Annotated in this window: 20 protein-coding genes; 11 read left to right on the top strand and 9 right to left on the bottom strand. The window is 64.8% G+C overall.

Features of this window, described 5'->3' with window-relative positions; translation table 11 throughout:
- Positions 1 to 80 precede the first annotated feature (80 nt).
- Positions 81 to 236, bottom strand: a complete 156-nt coding sequence (locus tag BPHY_RS39385) for a DUF3096 domain-containing protein (protein ID WP_012401475.1) — start codon at positions 234 to 236, stop codon at positions 81 to 83.
- A gap of 390 nt (positions 237 to 626) precedes the next feature.
- Between BPHY_RS39385 and BPHY_RS10650 the strand changes: the two genes are divergently transcribed.
- Complete coding sequence (locus BPHY_RS10650; RefSeq protein WP_012401474.1) at positions 627 to 1784, top strand: lactonase family protein; 1158 nt, start codon at positions 627 to 629, stop codon at positions 1782 to 1784.
- A 105-nt stretch (positions 1785 to 1889) separates the two neighbouring features.
- Here the strand turns inward: BPHY_RS10650 and BPHY_RS10645 are convergent, their stop codons facing one another.
- Positions 1890 to 5990, bottom strand: a complete 4101-nt coding sequence (locus tag BPHY_RS10645) for a DNA translocase FtsK (protein ID WP_041763541.1) — start codon at positions 5988 to 5990, stop codon at positions 1890 to 1892.
- A gap of 120 nt (positions 5991 to 6110) precedes the next feature.
- Positions 6111 to 6704, bottom strand: a complete 594-nt coding sequence (locus BPHY_RS10640) for an META domain-containing protein (protein ID WP_012401472.1) — start codon at positions 6702 to 6704, stop codon at positions 6111 to 6113.
- A gap of 312 nt (positions 6705 to 7016) precedes the next feature.
- On the opposite strand from BPHY_RS10640, the gene purT reads away from it, so the two are divergent.
- The 6 genes from purT (at position 7017) to BPHY_RS10610 (ending at position 14242) form a co-directional block, all read left to right on the top strand.
- A complete protein-coding gene (gene purT / locus BPHY_RS10635; RefSeq protein WP_012401471.1) occupies positions 7017 to 8231 on the top strand; it encodes a formate-dependent phosphoribosylglycinamide formyltransferase in 1215 nt (404 codons plus the stop codon).
- A 43-nt stretch (positions 8232 to 8274) separates the two neighbouring features.
- Complete coding sequence (locus tag BPHY_RS10630; protein WP_012401470.1) at positions 8275 to 8463, top strand: DUF6726 family protein; 189 nt, start codon at positions 8275 to 8277, stop codon at positions 8461 to 8463.
- A 68-nt stretch (positions 8464 to 8531) separates the two neighbouring features.
- Positions 8532 to 8912, top strand: a complete 381-nt coding sequence (locus tag BPHY_RS10625; protein WP_012401469.1) for an MliC family protein — start codon at positions 8532 to 8534, stop codon at positions 8910 to 8912.
- 250 nt (positions 8913 to 9162) lie between these two features.
- The gene (locus tag BPHY_RS10620) at positions 9163 to 10815 is read left to right on the top strand and encodes an acetolactate synthase large subunit (protein WP_012401468.1); all 1653 of its coding nucleotides are present in this window, start codon (positions 9163 to 9165) and stop codon (positions 10813 to 10815) included.
- A gap of 82 nt (positions 10816 to 10897) precedes the next feature.
- Positions 10898 to 12334 carry an aldehyde dehydrogenase family protein gene (locus BPHY_RS10615; protein WP_012401467.1) on the top strand — a complete coding sequence of 479 codons (1437 nt, stop codon included), beginning with the start codon at positions 10898 to 10900 and terminating at the stop codon, positions 12332 to 12334.
- 459 nt (positions 12335 to 12793) lie between these two features.
- Complete coding sequence (locus tag BPHY_RS10610; RefSeq protein WP_012401466.1) at positions 12794 to 14242, top strand: DEAD/DEAH box helicase; 1449 nt, start codon at positions 12794 to 12796, stop codon at positions 14240 to 14242.
- Between the two features lie 72 nt (positions 14243 to 14314).
- Here BPHY_RS10610 and gluQRS read toward each other — a convergent pair whose 3' ends face one another.
- Complete coding sequence (gluQRS, locus tag BPHY_RS10605) at positions 14315 to 15199, bottom strand: tRNA glutamyl-Q(34) synthetase GluQRS (RefSeq protein ID WP_012401465.1); 885 nt, start codon at positions 15197 to 15199, stop codon at positions 14315 to 14317.
- Positions 15200 to 15273: 74 nt separating this feature from the next.
- A complete protein-coding gene (locus BPHY_RS10600) occupies positions 15274 to 16158 on the bottom strand; it encodes a sulfurtransferase (RefSeq protein WP_041763955.1) in 885 nt (294 codons plus the stop codon).
- A gap of 283 nt (positions 16159 to 16441) precedes the next feature.
- Here BPHY_RS10600 and dnaE point away from each other — a divergent pair, with 283 nt between their 5' ends.
- Positions 16442 to 20005, top strand: a complete 3564-nt coding sequence (gene dnaE / locus BPHY_RS10595; protein ID WP_012401463.1) for a DNA polymerase III subunit alpha — start codon at positions 16442 to 16444, stop codon at positions 20003 to 20005.
- 40 nt (positions 20006 to 20045) lie between these two features.
- Here dnaE and BPHY_RS10590 read toward each other — a convergent pair whose 3' ends face one another.
- Positions 20046 to 20813, bottom strand: coding sequence for a glycosyltransferase family 2 protein (locus BPHY_RS10590; protein WP_012401462.1), 768 nt, complete (start codon positions 20811 to 20813; stop codon positions 20046 to 20048).
- A gap of 339 nt (positions 20814 to 21152) precedes the next feature.
- Between BPHY_RS10590 and msbA the strand changes: the two genes are divergently transcribed.
- From msbA to BPHY_RS10575, 3 genes are all read left to right on the top strand, one after another.
- Positions 21153 to 22946 carry a lipid A export permease/ATP-binding protein MsbA gene (gene msbA / locus BPHY_RS10585; RefSeq protein ID WP_012401461.1) on the top strand — a complete coding sequence of 598 codons (1794 nt, stop codon included), beginning with the start codon at positions 21153 to 21155 and terminating at the stop codon, positions 22944 to 22946.
- A gap of 115 nt (positions 22947 to 23061) precedes the next feature.
- Positions 23062 to 24036 carry a glycosyltransferase gene (locus BPHY_RS10580; RefSeq protein ID WP_012401460.1) on the top strand — a complete coding sequence of 325 codons (975 nt, stop codon included), beginning with the start codon at positions 23062 to 23064 and terminating at the stop codon, positions 24034 to 24036.
- A gap of 247 nt (positions 24037 to 24283) precedes the next feature.
- Positions 24284 to 25582, top strand: a complete 1299-nt coding sequence (locus tag BPHY_RS10575; RefSeq protein WP_012401459.1) for an O-antigen ligase family protein — start codon at positions 24284 to 24286, stop codon at positions 25580 to 25582.
- Here the strand turns inward: BPHY_RS10575 and BPHY_RS10570 are convergent.
- From BPHY_RS10570 to BPHY_RS10565, 3 genes are all read right to left on the bottom strand, one after another.
- Positions 25566 to 25862 carry a hypothetical protein gene (locus BPHY_RS10570; protein ID WP_012401458.1) on the bottom strand — a complete coding sequence of 99 codons (297 nt, stop codon included), beginning with the start codon at positions 25860 to 25862 and terminating at the stop codon, positions 25566 to 25568. The two genes, BPHY_RS10575 and BPHY_RS10570, sit on opposite strands and share 17 nt — an antisense overlap.
- A gap of 126 nt (positions 25863 to 25988) precedes the next feature.
- On the bottom strand, positions 25989 to 26150 hold the full coding sequence (locus tag BPHY_RS42500) for a hypothetical protein (RefSeq protein ID WP_012401457.1): 162 nt from the start codon (positions 26148 to 26150) through the stop codon (positions 25989 to 25991).
- Between the two features lie 201 nt (positions 26151 to 26351).
- Positions 26352 to 26540: a hypothetical protein gene (locus tag BPHY_RS10565; protein WP_012401456.1), complete on the bottom strand. Its 189-nt coding sequence runs from the start codon at positions 26538 to 26540 to the stop codon at positions 26352 to 26354.
- Positions 26541 to 26583 lie beyond the last annotated feature (43 nt).

Raw genomic sequence — 26583 nt, 5'->3', positions numbered from 1 at the left:
CTCGCGCCCGAGCGGTCGGTGTGATCGCGGTACGCCTGCATGGGCGCGCGTTGGCACGCGAGTTACGCTAGTTACGCGAGTTACAAGTGCCCCGTTCCGCCGACGCCGAACAAGCCGATCAGTCCGATGATGATCAGATACAGCGCGACGATGTAGTTGAGCAGGCGCGGCATGATCAGAATGAGAATGCCGGCGATCAGCGCGACGAGCGGGCCGAGCGTGAGATGGATGTTCATGGCGACTCCTTTTGTTTGAATTGTTTGGATGGTTCGGACCAACGGCGACACGGCACAAGCTGCCGGATAGCCTTCGTTCGCGCGAACGGCTGGGCGAATCGCGGCTAACGCTCTTATACTTGCCCCACACTACGATATCGACGATCAGCGGCAGCGGCCGGGGTGCGAGGGCGCATCGCGCACGGGCGGCCGTCGTCATGCTTCCGTCACGACCACGGCACGCTTCGATCGAGCCGCGCGGCAGACCAGCGACACGCAGAATCCAATAACCTGTCTCGCCAGGAGGTCGTCATGCAGCGTCGTACACGAGTCGTAGCGTGTGCCGTGCCACAGCCTTTCAATTGCCGTCCGGGCCGTTCCCTAAGCTGGATCATCAGAGGGTTGACACTCATGGTATCGATTGCCGCCACGCAGGCTTTCGCGCAAGGCTTGGCCGCCCCGCCCGCCGACGGCGTCTACGATCTGATCGTCGGCACCTACACGGGGCCGAAGAGCGAAGGCATCTACGTATACCGCTTCGATACGAAATCGGGCGATGCGATACCGATGTCGTCGGCGAAGACGGACAATCCGTCGTATGTGATCGCGTCGCGCGACGGCCGCCACGTGTACGCGGTCAACGAGCAGCCCGGCGACAACGGCCCCGCCGAACAGCGCGGCGGCATCAGCGCATTCAGCTTCGATGCAAGAAACGGGCAATTAACGTTCCTGAACCGGGTGTCGTCGGACGGTAACGATCCGTGTTATCTGAGCATCTCGCCGGACGGCAAATATCTGACGACGGCCAACTATTCGGTGGCCGCGAACCCGGGCGGCAGTTTCGCCGTGTTCCCGCTGCAAGCGGACGGCCAGGTCGGTGCGTCCGTGCTGACCGTGCATCACGACGGCAGCGGCCCCGTGAAAGGGCGCCAGGACAACGCCCATGTGCACTCGACGGTGTTCTCGCCCGACGGCAAGTTTCTGTTCGCGCAGGATCTCGGTACGGACAAGCTGTACTCGTACCGCTATACGCCCGACGGCAGCCGTGGCCTGTTCGGACCGACGGAGAAGCGCTATACCGACGTGAAAGCCGGCTCGGGCCCTCGCCATCTCGCATTCGGCGCGGATGGCAAGTATGCGTATCTGACGAGCGAGCTGAGCGCGACCGTCACCGTATTCCGCTACGACGACGGCACGCTCACGCAATTGCAGGTCGTGCCGATGACGAAGCCAGGCTTCAAGGGGCAAGTGGGCGCGGCGGCGATCCATCTGTCGCCGGATGGCCGCTTCCTGTATGCGAGTAATCGTGGCGACGCGAACGAGATCGTGATCTATGCCGTCGACCCGGCCAATGGCCATCTACGCGAAGTGGGCCGCCAGTCCAGTCTTGGCAAGGCGCCCCGGGAATTCTCAATCGATCCGACGGGGCAATGGCTGATCGTCGGCAATCAGCTGAGCGATACGGCGTATGTGTTTCGTCGCGATCCACAGAGCGGACTGCTGGAGCCGAATCCGAAGCGTATCGATATCGGTTCACCCGTCGACTTTCAGTGGGTGTCGCCGTCGTGATATGAGGTGACGGACGATATTGTCCGGTTCATGAATCGTCCTGTCGGGCCGCTGCGTTTTTCTGTCATTCTGCAGCGGCCCGTCGCGCTTCAGTTCGAACGCGCGTTACTCCGCCGGTCCTGGCGCGAGCACTTCGCGGCTGCCGTTGATGCCCATCGCTGACACGAGGCCTGCCGTCTCCATCTGTTCAACGAGCCGCGCCGCACGGTTATAGCCGATGCGCAACTGGCGCTGCACCGCCGAAATCGACGCGCGTCGGGTTCGCACCACGAACGCGACGGCTTCGTCGTAGAGGGGATCCGCTTCCGCGTCCGGGGTTTCGCCGAACAGGTCTTGTGCGGCGCCGCCGTCGGTCGCGGGACCGTCGAGTATGCCTTCCACGTACTCCGGTTCGCCGAACTGCTTCAGATGTTCGACGATCCGATGCACTTCCTCGTCGGCGACGAACGCGCCATGCACGCGCTGCGGATAGCCGGTGCCGGGCGGCAGGAACAGCATGTCGCCCTGGCCGAGCAGCGACTCCGCGCCCATCTGGTCGAGAATCGTGCGCGAGTCGATCTTCGACGACACCTGGAACGCGACGCGCGTCGGAATGTTCGCCTTGATGAGACCCGTGATCACGTCGACGGAAGGACGCTGTGTCGCGAGAATCAGGTGGATGCCCGCCGCACGCGCCTTTTGCGCGAGGCGCGCAATCAGCTCTTCGATCTTCTTGCCCGCGACCATCATCAGGTCGGCCAGTTCGTCGATCACGACGACGATCAGCGGCAGTGGCGACAGCGGCTCCGGGGCGTCGGGCGTCAGCGAGAACGGATTGCCGATCTTCTTTTCCTTCGCGGCGGCGTCGCGGATCTTCTGGTTGAAGCCCTGCAGGTTGCGCACGCCGACGGCCGACATCAGCCGGTAGCGCTTCTCCATTTCGCCGACGCACCAGTTGAGCGCGTTCGCCGCGAGTTTCATGTCCGTCACGACGGGGGCGAGCAGGTGCGGAATGCCCTCGTACACCGACAGCTCCAGCATCTTCGGATCGATCATGATGAGGCGCACGTCTTCGGGCGTCGCCTTGTACAGCAGCGAGACGATCATCGCGTTGATCGCCACCGACTTGCCCGAACCCGTGGTGCCCGCAACGAGCATGTGCGGCGCCTTCGCGAGATCCGTGACGACGGGGTGGCCGGTGATGTCCTTGCCCATCGCGAGCGTCAGATTCGACTTCGAGTGCTGATAGACGTCAGCCTGGAGAATCTCGGAAAGACGGATGGTTTGACGCTTCGCATTCGGCAGTTCGAGGCCCATGCACGTCTTGCCAGGAATCGTCTCAACCACGCGAATCGACGTCAGACCGAGTCCGCGTGACAGATCCTTCATCAGCCCGACGATCTGGCTGCCGCGCACGCCGAGCGCGGGTTCGACCTCGAAGCGCGTGATCACGGGGCCTGCCGAGGCGCCGACCACCGTGACGGGAACCTTGAATTCCTGCAGGCGCTGCTCGATCAGCGCGCTCGTTTCGGCGAGCTTTTCTTCACTGACAGGCTCTGCATCGGACGAAGCGGGCGCGAGCAGATCGAGCGCGGGGAGTTCGATGTGCGAGGCCGAAGGGGCGTGGAACTCGAACGCGGGTCCGCTGTGGCCGCGCACGCCAGCGCGGGGCGGCGCGGCGGCCTGCGGCGTCTCTGCTTGTATGTCCTGCTGCGTGTCCAGCGGCTCGGCGGGCGCGTGTGGTTGCGGGCTCAGTGGTTGTGCGCGGTCCTGCGACTGAGTAGCCGGAGCGCCCGCGACGTTTTCCAAGGACGCCGGCGCGCCGTATGCCGCGAACGGGAAACGCACGATGTTCGACGGCGCTTCGGATCCGCTTTGCGTCGCCGTTTCGTCGACGTCGGCCGGCTCGGTGTTGGGCGGGAGCGGCACGACGCCGAATGCAGGCGCGTTCGACACGGGCGCATGATGCGGCAGGATTGAGGCCACGCTGGCCGATGCGACGCGCAGCTGCGTCACGGAGTGCGTGATCGAATCCCACGGCGCGAGCGGGGCAGGAGAGGGCTCGACGTGTCCCGTGGACGCCCGTTGATCCGTCGTTGAACCTGTGGCGTGGCTGCCCACCCTCGATGACGCTGCAACCGCTTGCGGTGCGGCTGCCACTTCATCGGCGATGACGTCCTGGGCAAGCGATTCCGTTTGCCTCGCCGTATCGTCGTCGAGCGACGGTGTCGGTGCCTCGGAGTCGGCCGCAGCGGCATCGGATGGCTCATGCACGCCGCCCGCAGCCATGCTTTCCGACGCAGCGGCTTCCGCAATCGCGGGTGGGGTGCGCGGCACGGTCGTCTGGGATTGCGTGGCGGCGGCTTGATGAAGTGCGCTGGCCGGCGCGTGCGCTGCAATGGGCGCAGCTATCGCGGCGCTTGCAAGAGGCGCCGGACTGGCCGCGGCAACCACGGGCGCGGTGTCCGGCAGGCGATGAACGGCAGCAGCGGTTTGCGCTGGACGCTCGGCATGCGGCACAACGTGTGCGGCTTGCGCTTCCTGTGCGGTTGCAATGACAGGCGCCTGTCCCCCGTCCACGAGCGCAACGTCTGCCGGGTCGTTGTGGTCGTCTCGTTCGGCTTCCATCGCTGTGCCGGCGACAGCGAGTGCGGCCGCTTGCGCGACGGGTGTCGCGTGAGAGGCGACGAGCGCATGAACGTCGCCCGTGCCAGGCGAAGCGAGCGGCGCTGCGACCGTCTCTGTCGAGGTCAGCGCAGCCGTCGCGGCGAAGGGCTGAAGCGGCGCATCGGAACGGGGCTCGGCCGCCTCCGCATGTGCACCGCCGATGGCCGCTTCGAGCGCCGACACGGCCTGATCGACAGCGGCGACAGCCGCCGTACCTGCGACCGCGGGCGCGCCCGGCACAGCAGCTGCACCGTCCATCGGTGCCGCGGACGCAACGGACGCAACGGGCGCGGTGGACGCACTGCCCGCACCGCCCGTGGCGGCCCGTTCGGATACGGGCGCGTTGCGCGTCTCGACAACGTTCGCAGGATCGCTGGCCGTGCGGCGAGCGAGGCTCGCGCCAGCCAGGGTCGTCCAGCGTGCAGCGTTTTCCTCGATGCTGCGCAAGGTTTCCTGCACGCTCGCCGCCGGGGCGGCAGGCTGTGCCGGTTGATTGACGCGCGTGTAAGCGGGCACCTTGAGATTCGGCGTGTTCGGACGCATCGCCGGTGAACCGGACGCCGGTGCTGAGCGGCGCGTCTGTGCCGCATGTGTCGACGTACCGAGCGACATCGACTGGCGGCTCTGCGAGAGCCCGGCTGCGCGCAAGCTCGCCGAACGCGCCGACGTCACCGCGGGGTTCATCGACAGGCCGCGCGCCGCCGCTGCCTTCGACGACTGCAGCGCCGCCGTGCTGCCGAATACCGTCGGCGGCGTGGCTGCGACACGTGCTGCCTCCATCGTGACGGGCGCGTGCTCGCGCGCATGCGCGCGACCCGCGTCCGGGCCGAGCCAGCCGGCAGGCGCGGTGGGCTCGGCGGGTGTCCATGAGGTGGGGCGGCGGGTGTTGTGTCCTGACGCACGGCTGCCCGCCGCGCCCGACGGCGCGCCGCCCGCTGCATGACGCGCGACGCCTGCACCGCCGGAAGTCGGGCCGCCGGGCATTCCCATCGTTTCGCCTGGGGCGCCGGCGGGGGCCGCAGCCGCGGCCGTGCCGCGTGTCTTCGTGGAAGGCGGACGCCACACGGTGGGCCGTGCGTAGCGTCCATTGGCCTTCGGCGCCATCGTGTTGACGGGCGCGCTGCTATGCGAGGGTGTCGTGTCGACGGAAGCGGCGCGCGTGTGGCTGCGCGGTTCGTCGTCGCGGGAACGGCGCGCGAGGCCGAGGCCGAACGCGTCGTTGGCCCAGCCGACGAACGATGACCACCGGAAGCCGATTAGCCACGGCAGCGCGATCACGAACAGGCCGAGCATGACGAGCGGTGTTGCGGCGCGGCCCAGCAGATGCGCGAACCCCGTCGACAGCGCATGCCCGAGTCCGTCGACGCCCTGCACGTTGACGAGCGACGCCTCCAGCGTGCAACTCGCAATCAGCACGCACAGAAAGCCGAGCCAGAGCCGGATCGTGCCGGGGCCGCGCAGGCCCGCGCCGCCCGGCAATGCGGACTTCACGAGACGCCACAGCAGGGGAAGAAACCAGACGGCGGAAGCGCCGAACCAGCCGAAAACGACCGTTTGCATGCTAGACATCAACGAATGACGGATGCGCAAACGCGCGAGCCGTCGAGTTTAACCGGGCAAAGCCTCTCGCTTTGCAGGCGTGCGCCGCGCGCAGGCTGTCGAAGCTCGCCGTTCGCACGCTCATTGGCCGCGCCGCGCGAACACGAGCGTGTCGCCATTGCCGAGCATCAGTTGAAGCTGCTGCGGCTTGCGCATGTCGACGGCCGAGTGTTCGATTTGCGCGAGCGCAGCGAGATATGCGCTCTCGATCCTGCCGCCCGGCGTCGCGCACGCCATGCGCGTGCCCGCGAGCGGGCCGAAGCTCAGCTTGCCGTCCTTGAGCGAATAGGTGCCTGTGTAGCGGTTGCAGCCCGAGAAGCCGCTCGCGCGCCGCTGGCCCGTTTCCGTCGACAGCACGAGCGTGACGGGTTCCCCGCCCGCGTTGCCCGGCACGTCGCGCATGCCGCCCGCGGCCAGCTTCCAGCCGGTGAGCTGCCAGTCGGTGTTGTCGAGCAGTTGCGTGGCGGCAGGATTGAACGGATCGGGCGGCGGCGCTTCCGAGTCGAGGTGTTTCGGCAGCGAGCAGGCGGCGAGTGCGGCGATCGACACGACGGCGAGCGCCACGCCCGCGCGGCGGCGGAACGATGCCCAGACTGCACTGTCAGGTGCTTGCGACGATGCATCGGGTGTGGCGCTCGAGCGTGCGTCGCGTTGCGTGGCAGACGTGGGCTGCATATCGTCGTTCCTCTCTAAACTGGCGAAGGCGTAAGGGTATCGCACTACGCTTGCCGCATGCGAGCGCAAACGCGGGTGACGAAACGCATAGGCAAAGTGCATCGGTGCCGCGACGGGGCCGGTCATTGCCAGTGGCCGTCGCGGCGCGATACCGCAGCGGCTGGGCGCAATGGCAGGTCGGCCGGCTCCACACGCGGCCGACACCATCGGTTATCGGCACGCGGCAGGCGCAGTCGCAGGGGCCGCGCATGTTAACATCGCCGCAGTCATTCATTCCACCCGCTTTTTGTCAAAAAATTCTCTGGAGCTTCCATGCAGATCGGCCAACGCATCGGCACACCGCTTTCGACCTCGGCTACGCGCGTCATGCTGCTCGGCGCGGGCGAGCTGGGCAAGGAAGTGATCATCGCGCTGCAGCGGCTCGGCGTCGAAGTGATCGCGGTGGACCGATATCCGAACGCGCCGGGGCATCAGGTCGCGCATCGCGCGCACGTGATCGACATGACGGACGCGAAGGCGCTGCGCGCGCTCGTCGAAGAGGAGCAGCCGCATCTGATCGTGCCGGAGATCGAGGCGATCGCCACCGACGCGCTCGCGGCGATCGAAACCGAAGGCGTCGCCGAAGTGATCCCGACCGCGCGCGCCACGCAACTGACGATGAACCGCGAAGGCATCCGCCGCCTCGCCGCCGAGGAACTCGGCCTGCCGACCTCGCCGTACGCGTTCGCCGATTCCGTCGAAGAACTGAAGGCGGGCATCGCGAAGGTCGGTTATCCGTGCGTCGTGAAGCCGGTGATGTCGTCGTCGGGCAAGGGGCAGTCGGTGCTGCGCAGCGACGCCGACATCGAACCCGCATGGCAGTACGCGATGGCGGGCGGGCGTGTGAATCACGGCCGCGTGATCGTCGAAGGCTTCATCAACTTCGAATACGAGATCACGCAGCTGACCGTGCGCGCAATCGAGCCGGCCACGCAGCAAACGGCCACCTACTTCTGCGACCCGATTGGCCACGTGCAGGTGGCGGGCGATTACGTCGAGTCATGGCAGCCGCAGCCGATGAGCCCGCGCGCGCTCGAACAGTCGCGCGACATCGCCGACAAGGTCACGACGGCGCTCGGCGGCCGGGGCCTGTTCGGCGTGGAGCTTTTCGTGCGCGGTGATGACGTATGGTTCTCGGAAGTGAGCCCGCGTCCGCACGACACCGGGCTCGTCACGCTCGCGTCGCAGCGGCTGTCCGAATTCGAACTGCATGCGCGCGCGATTCTCGGCCTGCCCGTCGATACGACCTTGCGCACGCCGGGCGCGTCGGCTGTGATCTACGGCGGGCTGGACGAGACGGGCATCGCGTTCGAGGGCGTGGCGCAGGCGCTCGCCGTGCCCGGCGCGGATCTGCGCCTGTTCGGCAAGCCCGAGAGCTTCGTCAAGCGCCGCATGGGCGTGGCGCTGGCGACGGCGGGCGACATCGGCGAAGCGCTGCAGCGCGCCAAACAGGCTGCGGCCGCTGTCAAGCCGGTGTCGGCGAAATAAGGAAAACGGCAGCAACGGAGCAGGACGCGTGAAGGTTCAGCAGATGGGCAGCAAAGCGGCGCGGCGCATCGCGCTGCTGGCGGCGTCCATCGCGACGATGTTCTCTCTGGGCGGGTGCGGGCTGGCGGCTGCGCCGTGCCGCATTGCCTCGGCGGGGCTGAAGATCGTTCCTGTGGTCGGCCACGTCGCGGCCGCGCCGACCGATGCGTGCGCCGACGTCATCGATCCCTGAGCTGTCTTCGCAACCTTCAGCCGCATCGCGCGGTCATAACGCGACAGTGTCGGGAAACGAGGCATTCAATGAGCAGACGAGGGTATGCGTGTTTGGGCGTGCTGGTGTTCGTCGCCGCTTCGGGTGTAACGGGCGTGGCCCATGCCGCCGATTTGCTGCCGTTGCCCGATATCCGCACCGCGCATCGCATGACGCAGAAATACACTTGCGCGACGGGGCGCATCCTCCAGGTCACGTACCTGAACGCAACCAACGGTCAGAGCTTCGCGGTGCTGCCGGTGAAAGGCACGCAAATGCTGTTCGTCAACGTGCTGTCCGGTTCGGGCGCGAAGTATCAGGCGGGCAGCTATACGTGGTGGACGAAGGGTCCGCAAGCCACGCTTTATGACGCCATCCTCGGCGCCGACGCGCCGCCGCTGCTGTCCGACTGCGTGACCATCGTCCGCTGATCTTCTTCTGACGGCAGCACGGTGGCTGTGCCAGCGGCGCAACAGCAGGCGCGTCCGTCCGTGTGCGCGGCTCGCGGGCTGCCCCGAACGACACGTTTTCGCCTGCGGTAGTAAGCTGTGTGCCACGCAATGGCCGCGCCCCGTATCGATGCATAGGCGCGGCTGTCATCGTTTTCGATCCTCCTTGTCCGCGCGCCGTCGAACGAGGTGTCACGGCCCGGTCTGCGTTCGTTCGTCAAGCGAGACTTCCATGAAAGCATCGGATCTGTTCGTCAAATCGCTGGAGGCTGAAGGCGTCGAGTACGTGTTCGGCATTCCCGGCGAAGAAAATCTCGATCTCCTCGAATCGCTGCGCCGCTCCCGCATCAAGCTCGTGCTGACGCGCCATGAACAGGCGGCCGGTTTCATGGCCGCGACCTATGGCCGTCTGACGGGGCGAACGGGGGTGTGTCTCGCGACACTCGGGCCGGGCGCCACTAACTTCGTCACGGCCGCCGCGTATGCGCAGCTGGGCGGCATGCCGATGCTGATGGTCACGGGCCAGAAGCCGATCAAGTCGAGCAAGCAGGGCCATTTCCAGATCGTCGACGTGGTGCGGATGATGGAGCCGCTCACCAAATACACGCGCCAGATCGTGTCGATCGGCAATATTCCCGCGTCGGTGCGCGAGGCGTTCCGGCAGGCCGAGGAAGAGCGACCGGGCGCCACGCATCTCGAGCTGCCCGAGGACGTCGCGCACGAGGAGGGCGACGGCAAGCCGATTCCGAAGAGCTACAGCCGCCGGCCCGTCGCAGAAGAAAAAGCTGTCGCACACGCGGTGAAGGCGATCGTCGAGGCGAAGCATCCGTTGCTGATGATCGGCGCGGGCGGCAACCGCAAGACGACGCGCAAGATGCTGCGCGAATTCGTCGACCAGATCGGCATCCCGTTTTTCACCACGCAAATGGGCAAGGGCGTGATCGACGAGTCGCATCCGCTGTGGCTCGGCAATGCGACGCTGTCGGACGGCGACTTCGTGCACCGCGCGATCGATCACGCCGACTGCATCATCAACGTCGGTCACGACGTGATCGAAAAGCCGCCGTTCTTCATGCGCGGCGCGGATGCCAACGAGAAGACGGTGATCCACGTGAACTTTCTCGGCGCGGAAGTGGACACTGTTTATTTCCCGCAGATCGAAGTGGTCGGCGATATCGCGAACGCAGTGTGGCAGATGAAGGAAGCGCTGCGGGGCACGGGCGAGCATTGGGACTTCGCGCGCTTCAAGGAGATCAAGGCGCATTTCGAAGCGCATCTGGCGAAGGGCCAGCACGACGACCGCTTCCCGATGTACCCGGTGCGGGTCGTCAACGACGTGTACGAGACGATGCCCGTCGACGGCATCATCTGTCTCGACAACGGCATGTACAAGATCTGGTTCGCACGCTACTACCGCGCGCACGAACCGAACTCTCTGCTGCTCGACAATGCGCTCGCGTCGATGGGCGCCGGCCTGCCGTCGGCGATCGCGACCAAGATCGTGCATCCTGAGCGAAAGGTGATGGCCGTGTGCGGCGACGGCGGGTTCATGATGAATTCGCAGGAACTGGAGACGGCCGTGCGGCTGAAGCTCGATCTCGTCGTGCTGATCCTGCGCGACGACGCGTTCGGCATGATCCGCTGGAAGCAGGAAAACATGAATTTCCCCGACTACGGAATGATGCTCAGCAACCCCGATTTCGTCGATTACGCGACGAGCTATGGCGCGTTGGGGCACCGCGTCGGGGCGGCGGAAGAGCTGGCGCCGCTCGTGCGCGCGTGCTTCGCGACGCCGGGCGTGCACGTGATCGACGTGCCCATCGATTACTCCGACAACGAGCGCGTGCTGAATCGCGAGATCAAGCGCCTGTCCGCGCAGCTTTGAGGTTTCAGTCCGGCGCGTGACGGTGGGGCGGCGGTGGAACCGCCCTTGCTGCGCGTCGCTGATCGATCAAGGAGAACGAGTCATGTTGCAGAAGAGTTATCCCTACTATCTCGCGAACGAACCCGTCGCCGCGAACACCGATCTCGAGGTCACCGACAAATTCAGCGGCGAAGTGGCGACGCGCGTCGCGATGGCCGATGCGAAGGCGATCGATCAAGCCATCGGCGCGGCCGTCGCCGCGTTGCCCGCGCTGCGCACGTTCCCGCCGTTCAAGCGTCAGGCCGTGCTCGAACATTGCGTGAAGCGCTTTCGCGAGCGCGCCGACGAACTGGCGATGGCACTGTGCATCGAAGCCGGCAAGCCGATCAACGATTCGCGCGGCGAGGTCGCGCGTCTGATCGATACGTTCAAGGTCGCGGCGGAAGAATCGGTGCGCATCGACGGCGAAATCGTCAACCTGGAAATCTCGCCGCGCGCAAAGGGCTATCACGCGTACGTGAAGCGGGTGCCCATCGGACCGTGCTCGTTCATCTCGCCGTTCAACTTTCCGCTGAATCTGGCCGCGCACAAGGTGGCGCCCGCGCTGGCGGCAGGCGTGCCGTTCGTGCTGAAACCGGCGAGCCGCACGCCCGTCGGCGCGCTGATCATCGGCGAGGTGCTCGCGCAGACCGATCTGCCGAAGGGTGCGTTCTCGATCCTGCCCGCGCATCGCGACGGCGCCGATCTGTTCACGACGGACGAGCGCTTCAAGCTGCTGTCGTTCACGGGCTCGCCTGCCGTCGGCTGGGACCTGAAGGCGAAGGCGGGCAAGAAGAAGGTGATTCTGGAGCTGGGCGGCAACGCGGCCGCCATCGTCGACAGCGATCAGCGCGACAAGCTCGACTACGTTGTGGAGCGCCTTGCGTTCGGCGCGTTTTATCAGTCGGGGCAAAGCTGCATCGGCGTGCAGCGCATTCTCGCGCATGCGTCGCTGTACGATGCGCTGCGCGACAAGCTGATCGCGAAAACGAAGTCGCTGAAGATGGGCGATCCGAAGGACGAGAAGACTTTCGTCGGGCCGATGATCTCCGAATCGGAATCGCGCCGTCTTTCAGGCTGGATGGACGACGCAGTGAAGGCGGGCGCGAAGATCGTCGCAGGCGGCAAGGTGGACGGCGCGATGTTCGAGGCGACGTTGCTCGAGAGCGTCGGGCATGACACCGATCTGTATCGCAAGGAGGCGTTCGGGCCGGTGGCGATCCTCGAAAAATTCGACGACTTCGCGAGCGCGCTCGCGGCCGTCAACGACAGCGACTTCGGCTTGCAGGCGGGCGTGTTCACGGATTCCCTGGCGCACGCGCATCAGGCGTGGGATGAACTCGAAGTGGGCGGCGTGGTCATCAACGATGTGCCATCGTTCCGCGTCGACAACATGCCGTATGGCGGCGTGAAGGACTCGGGCCTGGGGCGCGAAGGGATCCGCTATGCGATCGAGGACATGACGGAACCGCGGCTGATGGTGATGCGCGAAACGTGGTGAGGAAATGGGGCGGAACGCGGATCGCGCGGTGTCGGACGCATGTCAGGCGATTGTCACCAGATTGCCTCGCGCGGCGTCTACGCTGCGCGCGTCGGGCATGGTCCGTCCCCGCTTGAAATATGCCGTCATGCGGCGCCGAGGCGCGGGAAAGCGGTGAGCCCGCTTGCACGGCAAGGGCAGGCAGGCCGAAGTGCTACAATACCGCCCTTTCCGGCGGATGTTTCCGCCGGCGGGAGCCGGCCGCATGCTTGCTGATACGAGCTGGTACGTAAGCACGTAAGCGGACCTTAGTAAGCGGACCTTATACGGGACGCCGTGGCTCCGCCTTCATCCTGATGCCCTCCGCGGCCCCGGCCGCTGCAGAAGAAGCTGCAGAAACTGTTGAGCGGACGCCCGCGCGCCCGCCTTTGGCAACGCGCAAGCGGTCCGAGCGCAGGCGCATTTTTAGCGAAAGCCACCATGTCCGATACAGCAACCACGCCTACCAACGCGACGTTCGACCAGTTCGGCCTACACGCCGACATTCTCAAAGCCATCGCGGAGCAGGGCTACACGACGCCGACGCCGATCCAGGCCAAGGCGATTCCCGTCGTGCTGGGCGGCAGGGACGTGATGGGCGCCGCGCAGACGGGCACGGGCAAGACAGCGAGCTTCTCGCTGCCGATCATCCAGCGTCTGCTGCCGCTCGCCAACACGAGCGCGTCGCCGGCCCGTCACCCCGTGCGCGCGCTGATCCTCACGCCGACGCGCGAACTCGCCGACCAGGTCGCCGCCAACGTGCAGTCGTATGCGAAGCACACGGCGCTGCGCAGCGCGGTCGTGTTCGGCGGCGTCGACATGAACCCGCAATCGGCGGAACTGCGGCGCGGCGTCGAAATCCTGATCGCGACGCCGGGACGTCTGCTCGACCACGTGCAGCAGAAGACGGCCAATCTCGGGCAGGTGCAGATGCTCGTGCTCGACGAAGCCGACCGGATGCTCGATATGGGCTTCCTGCCCGACCTGCAGCGCATTCTGAACCTGCTGCCGACCGAGCGTCAGACGCTGCTGTTCTCGGCGACGTTCTCGCCCGAAATCAAGAAGCTGGCTTCGACGTACCTGCGCAATCCGCAGACCATCGAAGTGGCGCGCAGCAATTCGACGGCGACGAACGTCACGCAGATCGTCTACGAAGTGGCGGAGGGCGACAAGACGGGCGCCGTCGTGCAGTTGATCCGCGAGCGCAGCCTCAAGCAGGTGATCGTGTTCTGCAACAGCAAGATCGGCGCCAGCCGGCTTGCGCGTCAGCTGGAGCGCGATGGCGTGGTGGCGACGGCGATTCACGGCGATCGTTCGCAAAGCGAGCGGATGCAGGCGCTGGACGCGTTCAAGCGCGGCGAGATCGAAGCGCTCGTCGCTACCGACGTGGCCGCGCGCGGTCTCGACATCGCCGAACTCCCCGCCGTGATCAACTTCGATCTGCCGTTCAACGCGGAAGACTATGTGCACCGGATCGGCCGGACGGGCCGCGCGGGTGCATCGGGCGATGCGCTGTCGCTGTTCAGCCCCAACGAGCGCAAGCAGCTTGCCGATATCGAAAAGCTGATCAAGCGGCCGCTGGATGTGCAGCGTCTGACGGTCGACGCGCCTGTGCGTCATCATCACGACGAGCGCGGCGCACGGCGCGACCGCGACGATCGCGGCAGCCGCCGCCGCACGACGGGTGCGCACGAGCGTCCGTCACATGGCTCGCATCATCGTCAGCAGCCTGTCGACGATTTCTTCTTCAAGCCGTACGAGCCGTCGCCTTCCGCTGCGGCGAGGCGCGAGGAAGCGCCTGCCGCGCCGCAAAAGCCCGCATCGAAGCAGCCGCTCGCCGCGTTGCTGGGCGGCTTTGGGATGCCGCGCAAGACGACGTCGTCGAATTGATGTCGCAGCGCTTGCCGTTCTGATTGCTTTTGCGAATGGCGCCTTTCGGGCGCCATCTTTGTTGGCGCGGCGTTATTGCCGCCTGATGCGATCCGACCACGCCGCGACGGCTTCCGTGTAGAACGCATCGAGCGATGTCGCCGCTGCTTCTCCCAGCTTCAATCCCAGATGCCGCGCCGCACGGTTCAGCGTGACGAGCGGCTCCGATGCGTCGAGGGCCGCGGCACCCGTCTGCTTGCTGAGCTTTTCGCCGTCGGCGTTCGTCACGACGGGCACATGCAGGTAGGAGGGCGTGGCCACGCCGAGGCAGCGCTGCAGGTAGATCTGTCGGGCGGTCGAGTCGAGCAGGTCGGCGCCGCGCACAATGTGGGTGATGCCCTGATCCGCGTCGTCGACGACCACGGCCAGCTGATAGGCCCACTGATCGTCCGCGCGACGCAGCACGAAGTCGCCGACTTCAGTGGCGAGATTCTGCACTTGCCGCCCTTGCCAGCGATCGTCGAACGTCACGATGGCGGCATCGCCGTCCGGCACACGCAGTCGCCACGCGCGCGCGGGCTTGCCGTTCAGGCCGTTGCGGCAGGTGCCGGGGTAGGCGAGCGTCGTGTGCCGGGCGTGGGTCCGGACCAGCGAATCGGCGATTTCCTTGCGCGTGCAGCCGCAGGGATAGACGAGGCCTGTGGCCTGCAGGCGTTCGAATGCCTGCTGGTAAAGCGCTGCGCGCTGGCTTTGCCAGACGGGCGGTTCGTCGGCCGTCATGCCGAAGCGCGTGAGCGTATCGAGGATGTGCTGCGCGGCGCCCGGGACGGTGCGCGGCCCGTCGATGTCTTCGATACGCACCAGCCACGTGCCGCGATTGGCGCGCGCATCCAGCCAGCTTGCGAGTGCGCTGACCAGCGAGCCGACATGCAGCGGGCCCGTGGGGGAGGGCGCGAAACGTCCGCGATAGCGCGTCATGTTCAGGTGTCGTGAGCCGCGGCGGCACGGCGCATGCAAAACGGGTTCATGCAGCGGGTGATGACGCGCTGCGCTCAGACCAGATCCGCTGCATGCGCGGCCGCGGCTTGCGGCTGCGCGTCCGGATGACAGGCCGCGCACGTCTTGCCTGGCACGTAGTACGGCGACTTCTGGCCTTCCGGCATCACGACGGCGCGGCAGCCGAAGCATTGCACGGTCGCCGTCGGCCGCAGGTTGGGATCGAGCGCGGTGCGATAGTCGAACACGAAGCATTCGCCGTTGTAGTGCGCACCGCCCACTTCCTCGAAATACTTCAGGATGCCGCCCTCAAGCTGGTACACATTCTCGATGCCGACGTCCTTCATATGGATGGCCGCCTTTTCGCAGCGGATACCGCCCGTGCAGAACGACACCACCGTCTTGCCCTCCAGGTCCGCCCGATTCTGTTCGATCACCTCGGGGAACTCGCTGAACCTGGTGATGCCGTAGTCGAGCGCGTTGTCGAACGTGCCGACATCGACTTCGAACGCATTGCGCGTGTCGAGCATCACGACCGGGCGGCCCGCATCGTCGTGGCCGCGGTCGAGCCAAACCTTCAGCGTGCGGGCGTCGACGAACGGCGCACGGCCCAGTTCCGGCTTGATGGCCGGTTTCTTCATCGTGATGATTTCGCGCTTCAGCTTGACGAGCATGCGCCGGAACGGCTGCTTCTCCGACAGGCTTTCCTTGAACTGGAGTTCGGAAAATTTACCTTCGAACAGCGGATCGTGGCGGACGTAGTCGATGAATGCGCGCACGCGCGGAATCTCTCCGGCGATGAACAGATTGATGCCTTCCGGCGCAAGCAGAATGGTGCCGCGCAAGCCGAGTTCATTGCAGCGCGCGGTGACGAGCGGCCGCCATTCGACGATCTTGTCGAGCGTCGAGAACTGATAAGCCGAAAGATTGAGGATATTCATGCTGGTCCAGCGATAAAGCGCCGTGCCCGGCGCGCGCATGGAGGGCGGGCGCAGCACGCGTACGGCAAAAAATGGAATGGAACGCGTATTATCCCTCATCCTGAGCGCCGGTCTGCAATCTGTCCGAAGGCGTATTGATTTGCTTCGAAATGGCCCATCGGTCGATCCCGATTCGCGCAAAGCGCCGTCGATAAAAGCTCTTGGCGAAACGTGCCTGGCCGGATGGCCAATCAGGCGGGCAGAGGGCTGTTTGCGCGAAAATTTTCAGGAGGGCGGGGTTACAATGTCGCCCATGTCAGATCCCCGCTTCGTCCATCTCCGCGTTCACTCCGAATTCTCGATTGCCGATGGCATTGTGCGCATCGACGACGTCGTCGATGCCGCTGCCAAAGACGGTCAGGGCGCGCTCGCGCTCACCGATCTCGGTAACGCATTCGGTCTCGTCCGTTTTTACAAGGAAGCCCGTGGCAAAGGGGTCAAACCCATTGCCGGCTGCGATGTCTGGATCACGAATCCGGATGACCGCGACAAGCCTTCGCGGCTTCTGTTGCTGGTCAGGAACAAGACCGGCTATCTGAATCTTTGCGAACTGCTGTCGAAGGCGTGGCTTACCAACCAGTATCGCGGGCGCGCGGAAGTGGAAACGGCGTGGCTCGAAAGCGGCCTCGCCGAAGGACTGCTGGCGCTGTCGGGCGCGCAGCACGGCGACGTGGGCCTCGCGCTCGCGGCGGGCAACCAGGAAGCCGCGCAGCGCAATGCGCAGCGCTGGGCGCAGATCTTCCCGAACGGTTTTTACATTGAATTGCAGCGCGGCGGACAAGCCGGTGCGGAAGCGTATGTGCAGCAGGCCGTCGCGCTGGCGGCGTCGCTGAAGCTGCCCGTCGTCGCGACGCACCCGCTGCAGTTCATGACGCCCGACGACTTCACCGCGCACGAAGCGCGCGTGTGTATTTCCGAGGGCGATATTCTCGCGAATCCGCGCCGTCAGAAGCGCTTTACGACGGACCAGTATTTCCGCACGCAGGACGAGATGATCGCGCTGTACGCGGACATCCCGTCCGCGATCGCGAACACCGTCGAAATCGCGAAACGCTGCAATCTCACGCTCGAACTCGGCAAGCCGAAGCTGCCGTTGTTCCCGACGCCGGACGGCATGTCGCTCGACGACTACCTGGTCCAGCTGTCGAAGGAAGGGCTTGAGAAGCGCCTGGAACAACTGTTTCCTGAACAGGCCGAGCGCGATGCGCAACGCGAAGGCTATTACGCGCGGCTCGACTTCGAATGCGGCACGATCATCAAGATGGGCTTTCCCGGCTACTTCCTGATCGTGGCGGACTTCATCAACTGGGCCAAGAACAACGGCGTCCCCGTCGGGCCAGGCCGCGGCTCGGGCGCGGGTTCGCTGGTCGCGTACGCGCTCGGCATTACCGACCTCGATCCGCTGCGCTATAACCTGCTGTTCGAGCGTTTTTTGAATCCGGAGCGCGTGTCGATGCCCGACTTCGACATCGACTTCTGTCAGCACGGCCGCGACCGCGTGATCCAGTACGTGAAGGAGAAGTACGGCGCGGACGCCGTCTCGCAGATCGCGACGTTCGGCACCATGGCAGCGAAAGCCGCGGTGCGCGACATCGGCCGCGTGCTCGATCTCGGCTATATGTTCACGGACGGCGTCGCCAAGCTGATTCCGTTCAAGCCGGGCAAGCACGTCACGATCGCGGACGCGATGAAGGAAGAGCCGCTTCTGAAGGAGCGCTTCGACAATGAAGACGAAGTGCACCAGCTGCTCGAACTCGCGCAGCGCGTGGAAGGCCTCACGCGTAACGTCGGCATGCACGCGGGCGGCGTGCTGATCGCGCCCGGCAAGCTGACGGACTTCTGCCCGCTCTATACGCAGGGCGACGAAAGCGGCGTGGTGAGCCAGTACGACAAGGACGACGTGGAAGCCGTCGGCCTCGTGAAGTTCGACTTTCTGGGTCTGACCACGCTGACCATTCTCGACTGGGCCGAGCGCTATATCCGCCGTCTCGATCCATCGAAGGAAAACTGGTCGCTCGCACAGGTGCCGCTCGACGACCCGGCGGCGTTCTCGATCCTCAAGAAAGCGAATACGGTTGCCGTGTTCCAGCTGGAAAGCCGCGGCATGCAGGGCATGCTGAAGGACGCGCAACCCGACCGCTTCGAGGACATCATCGCGCTCGTGGCCTTGTACCGGCCCGGCCCAATGGATCTGATCCCGAGCTTCTGCGCGCGTAAGCACGGCCGCGAGACAGTCGAATATCCGGATCCGCGTGTCGAACCTGTCCTGAAAGAGACCTACGGCATCATGGTCTATCAGGAGCAGGTGATGCAGATGGCGCAGATCATCGGCGGCTATTCGCTGGGGGGCGCCGACCTGCTGCGTCGTGCGATGGGTAAGAAAAAGCCGGAGGAAATGGCGAAGCATCGCGAGATCTTCGCCGAGGGTGCCGCCAGGAACGGCTTGACGCGCGAGAAGGCCGACGAAACCTTCGACCTGATGGAGAAGTTCGCGGGCTACGGCTTCAACAAGTCGCACGCGGCTGCTTACGCGCTGCTCGCGTATCACACCGCGTGGCTCAAGGCGCATCATCCCGCCGAATTCATGGCGGCCAACATGTCGCTCGCGATGGACGACACGGACAAGGTGAAGATCCTGTTCGAAGACTGCCTCGCGAACAAGATGGCCGTGCTGCCGCCCGACATCAATCTGTCCGCCTACCGGTTCGAGCCGGTAGCGGAAGCGGACGGCAAGCGTTCGCGCACGATCCGCTACGGCCTTGGCGCAATCAAGGGTAGCGGCCAGAACGCGATCGAAGAAATTCTGCGCGCGCGCGAAGAAGGCCCGTTCGTCGATATCTTCGACTTCTGCAACCGGATCGATCGGCGCGTCGTCAATCGCCGCACGATCGAAGCGCTGATCCGTGCCGGCGCATTCGACTCCCTGCACGAGAACCGCGCGCAGCTGATCGCATCCGTGTCGCTTGCGATGGAAGCCGCCGACCAGGCGAGCGCCAACGCGATGCAGGCGGGTCTGTTCGACATTGGCGATGCGCCTTCGCAGGGCCACGAACTCGTTGACGAACCCGCGTGGCCGGACAAGCGTCGTCTGCAGGAAGAGAAGACGGCGCTCGGCTTCTATCTGTCGGGGCATCTGTTCGACGCGTACAAGGACGAAGTGCGACGCTTCGTGCGCCAGAAGATCGGCGAGCTCAAGGAAGGGCGCGACAAGCTGGTGGCGGGCGTGATCGTGTCGCTGCGCACGCAGATGACCCAGCGCGGCAAGATGCTGATCGCGCTGCTCGACGACGGCACGGGCCAGTGCGAAGTGACGGTATTCAATGAGCAATTCGAGGCGCACAAGCAGCTGTTCAAGGAAGACGAATTGCTCGTCGTGCAGGGGCAGGCGCGCAACGATGCGTTCACGGGCGGCATCCGCTTTACCGTCGACACGCCGATGGACCTCGGCCGCGCTCGCACGCGGTTCGCGCAAGCGGTGAAGGTGCAGATGAACGGCAACGCGAATGCACACACATTGCGCTCGGTGCTCGAGGCCTATCGCGCGAAGCCGGAAGACGCTGAAGTCGCTGCGCCGGCTCCCCGCAGCGGTGCCCGCGGCGGTTTCGGCGGCAATGGAGAATCAGGCGGGCGTGCACAACGGCCGTCGGCGCCGATCCCGAACGGGCTTGCCGTGCAGATCGTCTACCGCAGCGACAACGCGGAGGGCGAAGTGAGGCTTGGCGACGCATGGCGCGTGAAGCCGACGGACGAACTGCTCGCCGCATTGCGCCGCGAGTTTTCGGGCAGCGCGATCGAAATCGTGTATTGACCGCGTGTGACGCTGCGCCGGTAGCGGGCGCCCGCGGCATTCAGCGCTGCGTGTCGTCTTCGCGTCCCAGTTGCGCCAGCTTGACGAACCGGTAGTACACGGTCTCCGCGTTGAACATCGCGATCATGAAACCCGCGCGGCCGTCGAGAAATCCACAGCGCAGCAGGTAGGTCCGCACGAACGCCCACGCGCCGCGTGCGACGGCCTTGCCGAAGCTGCCCCGCTGGCCGGCCGCGTGGCGCTGCTGCGCGCCTGCCGTCGAATACGCGTCGAGCTTGCGTAGCACCGTCTCGAAGTCTTCGTACGAGTGGTGCATCAATTTGCCTTCCAGATGCTTCGCGGGCGACTCGAACATGAGGCGTTCGTGCACGAGGTCGTCGGAGAAACGCGCGCTGCCGCGTTTAAACAGGCGCGGAATCCAGTCCGGATACCAGCCGCTGTGCCGCACCCAGTGTCCGCAGAACGCCGACAAACGGTCGACGGCATAAACGTCGGCGTCCGGCGCGGCGAGCACGCCGGCAATCGAGACAGCCAGTTCAGGCGTGACGATCTCGTCTGCATCGATCGACAGCACCCAGGTCGTGCCGAGCGCGTCCAGCGCACGGTTTTTTTGCGGACCGAAACCGGGCCAGTCGGTATGCGAGAGTACGCGCGCGCCGTGCGAACGGGCGATCTCGACGGTGGCGTCCGTGCTGCCGCTGTCGACGACGACGATCTCGTCGGCGAACGCGACGGCGCGCAGGCATTCGTCGAGCCTGAGCGCCGCGTTTTTCGTGATGATGGCGACGCCGAGTGTGGGTTGTGTCATGCGAATCGATGCCGGATGAGACGGGCGGAGCGGGCGTCCGGGCCACGCAGCTGCTGCCATGGCCGCCGCCCGACGAAAATTGCGCCAGTATATACACAGCGGACGCATGCCCACGCAAAGCTTCGGGCTGCGCTCGACGAGGCTCCGCTGGGCTCAAGCAAGGGTGCTCGCCGACAGCCGCGCTCGCGTCGCGCCGGAGAGATCGGCAAACGCGTGGATTTCCAATCATTTAGCCACGCCGGGGTGACATGCCGGACGGTTTACAATGTCGCATTTGCAATCCGCCCCAAGGGCGGCCCACGGGCGCCATAGCGCGCGTCCGCATTCCCAGAGGAACTCTTGAGCGCCAAGCCAACGTTAAGCAAGCCCATCGGCTCCGGTGAAGCATCGTCGACCATCGTGGTCCTGCGGCGTCTGTGGCCGTATGTCAAACCGCTCATCTGGACCGTCCTGGCCGGCATTTTGACGATGGGCGTCGTTGCCGCCACCGAGGCGGGGATTCCCGCACTGCTCAAGCCGCTTCTCGACCACGGCTTCGGCGCGCACGGCAGCGATAGTGCGAAGTGGTACGTGCCGCTCGCCGTGATCGGTCTCGCGTTCGTGCGCGGTGTCGCGCAGTATGCGTCGGGCTATCTACTGTCCTATGTATCAAACCGCATTCTGCTGCAACTGCGGCTGACCATGTTCAACCGGATGATTCACAGCAGCGTTGCCTTCTTCCAGCGTGAAACCGCGAGCACGGTCATCAACGCGATCGTCTTCGAGGTGAACCAGATCCTGAACACACTGACGGGCGTGATGGTCACGCTCGTGCGCGACTCGCTGACGGTCGTGTTCCTGCTCGGCTACCTGTTTTATCTGAACTGGCGCCTGACGCTGATCGTCGCGGTGCTGCTGCCGGGCATCGGCTGGCTGGTCGGCAAGATCAACCGCCGGCTGCGGCGCCTGAACCGCGAGCATCAGAATCTCACCAACGAACTGTCGTACATCGTCGAGGAGACGGTAGGCGGCTACAAGGTCGTCAAGGTGCACAACGGCGAGCAGTATGAGATCGACCGTTTTACGGAGATGAGCAAACGGCTGCGCGGCTACTCGATGCGCATGACGGTGTCGGGCGGCCTCGCGCAACCGCTGACGCAATTTCTCGCGTCGATCGCGCTCGCTGTCGTGATTACGATCGCCGTCGTGCAGTCGTCGCACGATCAGACGACGGTCGGCGGTTTCGTCGCGTTCGTCACATCGATGCTGCTGATCATATCCCCGCTCAAGCATTTGATGGACGTCAACCAGCCCTTGCAGCGCGGGATGACGGCGGCTGAGCTGATCTTCGGGCTCATCGACGAGCCGTCGGAGCCGCCGGGCGGCGGCCGCAAGCTGGAACGGTCGACCGGCGAAGTCGAATTCCGCGACGTGTCGTTCATGTACGGCGCAAGCGGTCCGATGCAGCGGCAGACGCTGGACACCGTGTCGTTCAAGGTTGCGCCGGGCGAGATGGTCGCACTGGCGGGGCCGTCGGGCAGCGGCAAGACGACGCTCGTGAATCTGCTGCCCAGATTCTTCGATCCGAGCGGCGGCAAGATTCTGGTCGACGGTGTTGCGCTGCCCGAGTACGGCATTCACGAACTGCGCAGCCAGATCGCAATGGTGAGCCAGGACGTCGTGCTGTTCAACGACACGATCGCAAACAACGTCGCCTACGGGCAGCCGGCGGACCCGGAGCGCGTGAAAGCGGCGCTGCGTGCGGCCAATCTGTGGGACACCGTCGCCGCGATGCCGAACGGCATCGACACGCTTGTCGGCGACAACGGCATGATGCTGTCGGGCGGTCAGCGTCAGCGTCTCGCGATTGCGCGCGCAGTCTATAAGGACGCGCCCATCCTGATTCTCGACGAAGCCACCTCGGCGCTTGATTCCGAATCGGAGCGCCACGTACAAGCCGCGCTCGAAACATTGATGAAGGGCCGTACGACGCTTGTGATCGCGCATCGTTTGTCGACCATCGAGCGTGCCGACCGCATCCTCGTGCTCGACGCGGGACGCATCGTCGAGCGCGGCAGCCACCGCGAACTGCTGGCACAGAACGGGCTGTATGCGCATCTGCATCGCATCCAGTTTCAGCAGCACGCGGCATGAGAACCTCTGCGTGAGCATCCGATAGAGAGAACGCCCGCGCGGCCCAGCGCCGCATGCGGGCGCACCCGCCGCTGCCAGTTGTCCGATGCAGCCGGCGACTATTCAGACAGAAGGTATGATTCACATCTTCAACGGGTTTCACAATCCGAACGGCGGCAGCGAGCAGGAGGCGCTGCACCTGTACGAGCTGCTGCGCGACAAGAGCGACGTGCAGCTATGGAGCACGTCGTCGCGGACGTCTGAGGAACTGTCGGCGGCGTATCCAATTCGACGCGTCGCGCCGCACAAGGCGAGCGTGCCGCACGGCGGCACGTATGTGTTCGTCGGCGCGCATTGGCGCAACCGTTTGTGGCCGTATTTCGCGGGCCGTCCGGAACGGCTCGTGTACGTGTTCAACACGTTTCATCCGAAGCTGCTCGCGCTCACCTCGACGCCGCAGCCGTTGCTGCGCTGGCCCGCGACCGAATACGTGCTGATTTCCGCCTTCCAGTCGCGGCTGCTCGGCGTGAAGGGCGAAATCCAGCCTTCGCCGATCGACATCAGCCGTTTTGCACCGCGCGAGCATGCAGCGCATGCGCGGCCGGTCGTCGGCCGCTTGAGTCGCGATACGGCCGACAAGCATCATCCCGACGACATCGCCGTCTACAAGACACTCGCCGCCCGCGGTTGCAATGTGGTGTTGCAAGGTGCGACGACGCTGGCGGGTGCCTTGCCGCAAGACGACGCGATCCGTCTTTTACCCGAAGGCGCGATGGCGGCGCCGGATTTTCTGCACGAACTCGATATTTTTTATTACCGCACGGGCGAACACGTCGAGACGTTCGGCCGAGTGGTGCTCGAAGCCATGGCGTGCGGTTTGGCCGTCGTGTGTCATCGTCACGGCGGCTACGTAGATGTCGTGCGGCACGGCGAGAACGGCTATCTTTTCGATACGTCAGAAGAGGCGCTGGCAATAATCAATCAGTTGATCGGGCAACCGGCGCTGCGCGCGCAAATCGGCGCGGCCGCGCGGCGAACGGTCGAGCAGTTGTATTCGCGCGAGGCCCTCGAGGCGCGCACGGCGTTTTACCTGCGCGATGCCAGGCAATGAATTGCCGGGCCTTACCGTGGCTTGCGAGTAGTCTGACGGGCGTGCAACCAGATCGTACGCACGCCGTGAGATGATGACGGCGGCGTAGCGCGTACCGCGGGGCCCGAACGGCAAGAGAAAGCAGACAGGATCAAAGCAGGCAAGATCGACAAAAGGCACCGGCCGAAAGAGGCAGGCGCCACTGACGCAGCGAGCTGACGGTCCACGGCTACGCGAGCGCATTTCGTCATTGAGAGTTGAAGCACACATGCAACACGCCAGAACAGATTCGTATCCGCTGATCCTCGCGCGAACATTCGCGCTTGTCGCACTGTTTGCCGTTCCGTTGTCGACTGCCGGTGTCAACATCGCTGCGTCGCTGTTTGCGGTGTGCGCGCTGCTGTCGCCTGAGGTCTGGCGCAACTGGCGCGCGATTTTCACGGACCGTGTCAGCGTCGCGGCGTTGCTGCTCGCTGCCGTGCTCACATTGAGCCTCGCGTGGACGACCGCGGATCGCGGGCACGCGCTCGACTTTCTGATGAAGTACCGCAAGCTGATCTATCTGCCGCTGCTGATGTTGACGTTCCGCGATTGCCGCGCGACGGCGTGGACCACGGTTGCGAAATGGGCATTGTTCGGGGCGCTGACCTTTGCGCTGCTGCTGTCGTGTTCGAACTACTTCGGCTGGACGTCGATCGGTCCGTGGCACTCGGATACTGATCCCATACGCCGTGCATGGGTCTTCAAGGATCACATTGCGGCAGGCATCATGACGGCGCTGCTGTTTTATCTGGCGCTGAACTTCGCGAAGCATGTGCGCTCGCGTGCTGCGAAAGCCGCGCTCTATGTCGTCGCGCTGCTGGCTATCGTCAATGTGCTGTTGATGATGCAAGGGCGCACGGGCCAGATCATCGCAATTCTCTTCATTGTCATCTATGTCGTGACGTACTTCGTGTCGCTGCGCGGTATGAAACTGTGGGTGCGATGGGGCAGTGGCGTCGCGCTGGTCGCCGTCGCGGGCACCCTTGTCTACGCGGCCTTGCATTCGCACGGCTCGCGCCTTGCGGAAACGAATGACGAAATCAGCGCGTACGAGACGTCGAACAAGAACACGTCGATGGGCGTGCGCATCGTGTTCTACCGGCGCAGCCTCGAACTGATCGGCGAGCGACCCGTCATCGGTCATGGCGTGGGCACCGTTCAGGAAGAGTTCGATGCGTTCGCGCGTAATGCCACGGGCGCGGCCGCCGCGACGGCGGGCAATCCGCACAACGAATTCCTGCTGATGGGCATTCAGCTGGGCGCGCTCGGTATCGCGCTGTTTGTCTTCTTTCTCGTGCAGATCGGTCGGTCTGCGCTCGAGTTGCGCGAGCCGGCGCGCACGATCGTCCTCGCTTACCTGTTTGCGTTCGCGATCGGCTGCTTTGCCAATTCGCTGCTGCTCAACTTCACCGAAGGCAATCTGTTTATCTTCCTCGTCGGTATTTTCCTGAGTTGTCGCAAAGGGACGCCGTCGAACGCGCCAGAGCGTGACGCTCGCGAAGACGCTGTCAAACGCCGCTCGTGACCAGCGACAGCACTGACAGGTCGGGATGCGTGCCTTCGACGATGCTCTTGCCGATGTGCACGGCTTCGTCGCTGGCATCGTCGGCTGTCTTGAACGACTCCTCGCCGTCCGCGTGAAACGGGACCGTGTGGCCCGGCAGTTTCGGGTTCGCGCCGGGATGACAGACGTAACCGATATACGTGTAGCGCGCGGTGCCGTCTTTCAGCGACGGTGCGACGTGGATCTCGAAGCCTTCATAGTCGACTTGCTGCCAGCTCGGGGTTGCCGCTTCGTCAGGCATGATCGCCTCCGTGCGGTGCGTCGTGCGGCCTTAGGGATGACGGGCGAGGCCGACGCTTGCCGGTGTCGTGCGCCGCTGGAGCGGCGCGGGTGGATAGGGATGAATGTCGTGTAGATCCAGCGCTGCTCAGTGGCGGTGCCGCAGGCGTTCCCACCAGCGATGCCCGTCGAGGCGACCTCGCATCCCGTCGCGGTAGTGATGCTCACGCCGCAATTGGTGGGACAGCAGTGTCAGGATCACCGCCAGCACGACGATGCCGACCACGATGCCAATCATTGACTCAGCCATGACAGCCTCCGTCTATTGCAACTGCATACGGAAAGTCTACTTGATTTGCCGGGAGAGGGCGCGTGATCGGCTCTCTGGTGACAACTGTGACGCGCCAGCGAGATCGTTTCACGCCCGATCCGCTGCGATCGATCGCTGTAACCTCTACACGGAAGCGATTGAAAATTCGTATCGCGCGACGATGCGCGGCGCATTCGCCCATCAGTTTTCGTCGTCGGAAAGCAGTGCTTCCAAGCCGAACAACCAGGCGATGCCGAAGGTGAGCATGCCGGCCGCCGTCCGTTTGCGCCGGGCGGTCTTCTCGTGAACGGACGGGCTGCCAAGCCCGTCGTAGCAGGGGCCGGGCAGCGGTGCCTGGTCGTCGTTGTAGTCGTAGCGTTCGGAGCGCATGTGGCCTCCCGGCGGCAGTGTCGAATGCGGTTAAGCAAGCCCT

The sequence above is a fragment of the Paraburkholderia phymatum STM815 genome, from assembly GCF_000020045.1.
Classification (GTDB): Bacteria; Pseudomonadota; Gammaproteobacteria; order Burkholderiales; family Burkholderiaceae; genus Paraburkholderia; species Paraburkholderia phymatum.
Note: the sequence above shows the minus strand (reverse complement) of the source record. Positions and strands in the feature narration are given on the sequence as shown.

Bases quoted from the DNA above. Each gene is read 5' to 3' on its own strand.
- BPHY_RS10625 (WP_012401469.1), top strand. From the start codon at position 8,532: ATGAGCAGACGAGGGTATGCGTGTTTGGGCGTGCTGGTGTTCGTCGCC.
- BPHY_RS10600 (WP_041763955.1), bottom strand. From the start codon at position 16,158: ATGAATATCCTCAATCTTTCGGCTTATCAGTTCTCGACGCTCGACAAG.
- BPHY_RS10640 (WP_012401472.1), bottom strand. From the start codon at position 6,704: ATGCAGCCCACGTCTGCCACGCAACGCGACGCACGCTCGAGCGCCACA.
- BPHY_RS42500 (WP_012401457.1), bottom strand. From the start codon at position 26,150: ATGGCTGAGTCAATGATTGGCATCGTGGTCGGCATCGTCGTGCTGGCG.
- BPHY_RS10620 (WP_012401468.1), top strand. From the start codon at position 9,163: ATGAAAGCATCGGATCTGTTCGTCAAATCGCTGGAGGCTGAAGGCGTC.
- BPHY_RS10565 (WP_012401456.1), bottom strand. From the start codon at position 26,540: ATGCGCTCCGAACGCTACGACTACAACGACGACCAGGCACCGCTGCCC.
- BPHY_RS10630 (WP_012401470.1), top strand. From the start codon at position 8,275: ATGGGCAGCAAAGCGGCGCGGCGCATCGCGCTGCTGGCGGCGTCCATC.
- BPHY_RS10610 (WP_012401466.1), top strand. From the start codon at position 12,794: ATGTCCGATACAGCAACCACGCCTACCAACGCGACGTTCGACCAGTTC.
- BPHY_RS10645 (WP_041763541.1), bottom strand. From the start codon at position 5,990: ATGCAAACGGTCGTTTTCGGCTGGTTCGGCGCTTCCGCCGTCTGGTTT.
- BPHY_RS10650 (WP_012401474.1), top strand. From the start codon at position 627: ATGGTATCGATTGCCGCCACGCAGGCTTTCGCGCAAGGCTTGGCCGCC.
- BPHY_RS10580 (WP_012401460.1), top strand. From the start codon at position 23,062: ATGATTCACATCTTCAACGGGTTTCACAATCCGAACGGCGGCAGCGAG.
- BPHY_RS10590 (WP_012401462.1), bottom strand. From the start codon at position 20,813: ATGACACAACCCACACTCGGCGTCGCCATCATCACGAAAAACGCGGCG.
- BPHY_RS10570 (WP_012401458.1), bottom strand. From the start codon at position 25,862: ATGCCTGACGAAGCGGCAACCCCGAGCTGGCAGCAAGTCGACTATGAA.
- BPHY_RS39385 (WP_012401475.1), bottom strand. From the start codon at position 236: ATGAACATCCATCTCACGCTCGGCCCGCTCGTCGCGCTGATCGCCGGC.
- gluQRS (WP_012401465.1), bottom strand. From the start codon at position 15,199: ATGACGCGCTATCGCGGACGTTTCGCGCCCTCCCCCACGGGCCCGCTG.
- BPHY_RS10575 (WP_012401459.1), top strand. From the start codon at position 24,284: ATGCAACACGCCAGAACAGATTCGTATCCGCTGATCCTCGCGCGAACA.
- purT (WP_012401471.1), top strand. From the start codon at position 7,017: ATGCAGATCGGCCAACGCATCGGCACACCGCTTTCGACCTCGGCTACG.
- dnaE (WP_012401463.1), top strand. From the start codon at position 16,442: ATGTCGCCCATGTCAGATCCCCGCTTCGTCCATCTCCGCGTTCACTCC.
- BPHY_RS10615 (WP_012401467.1), top strand. From the start codon at position 10,898: ATGTTGCAGAAGAGTTATCCCTACTATCTCGCGAACGAACCCGTCGCC.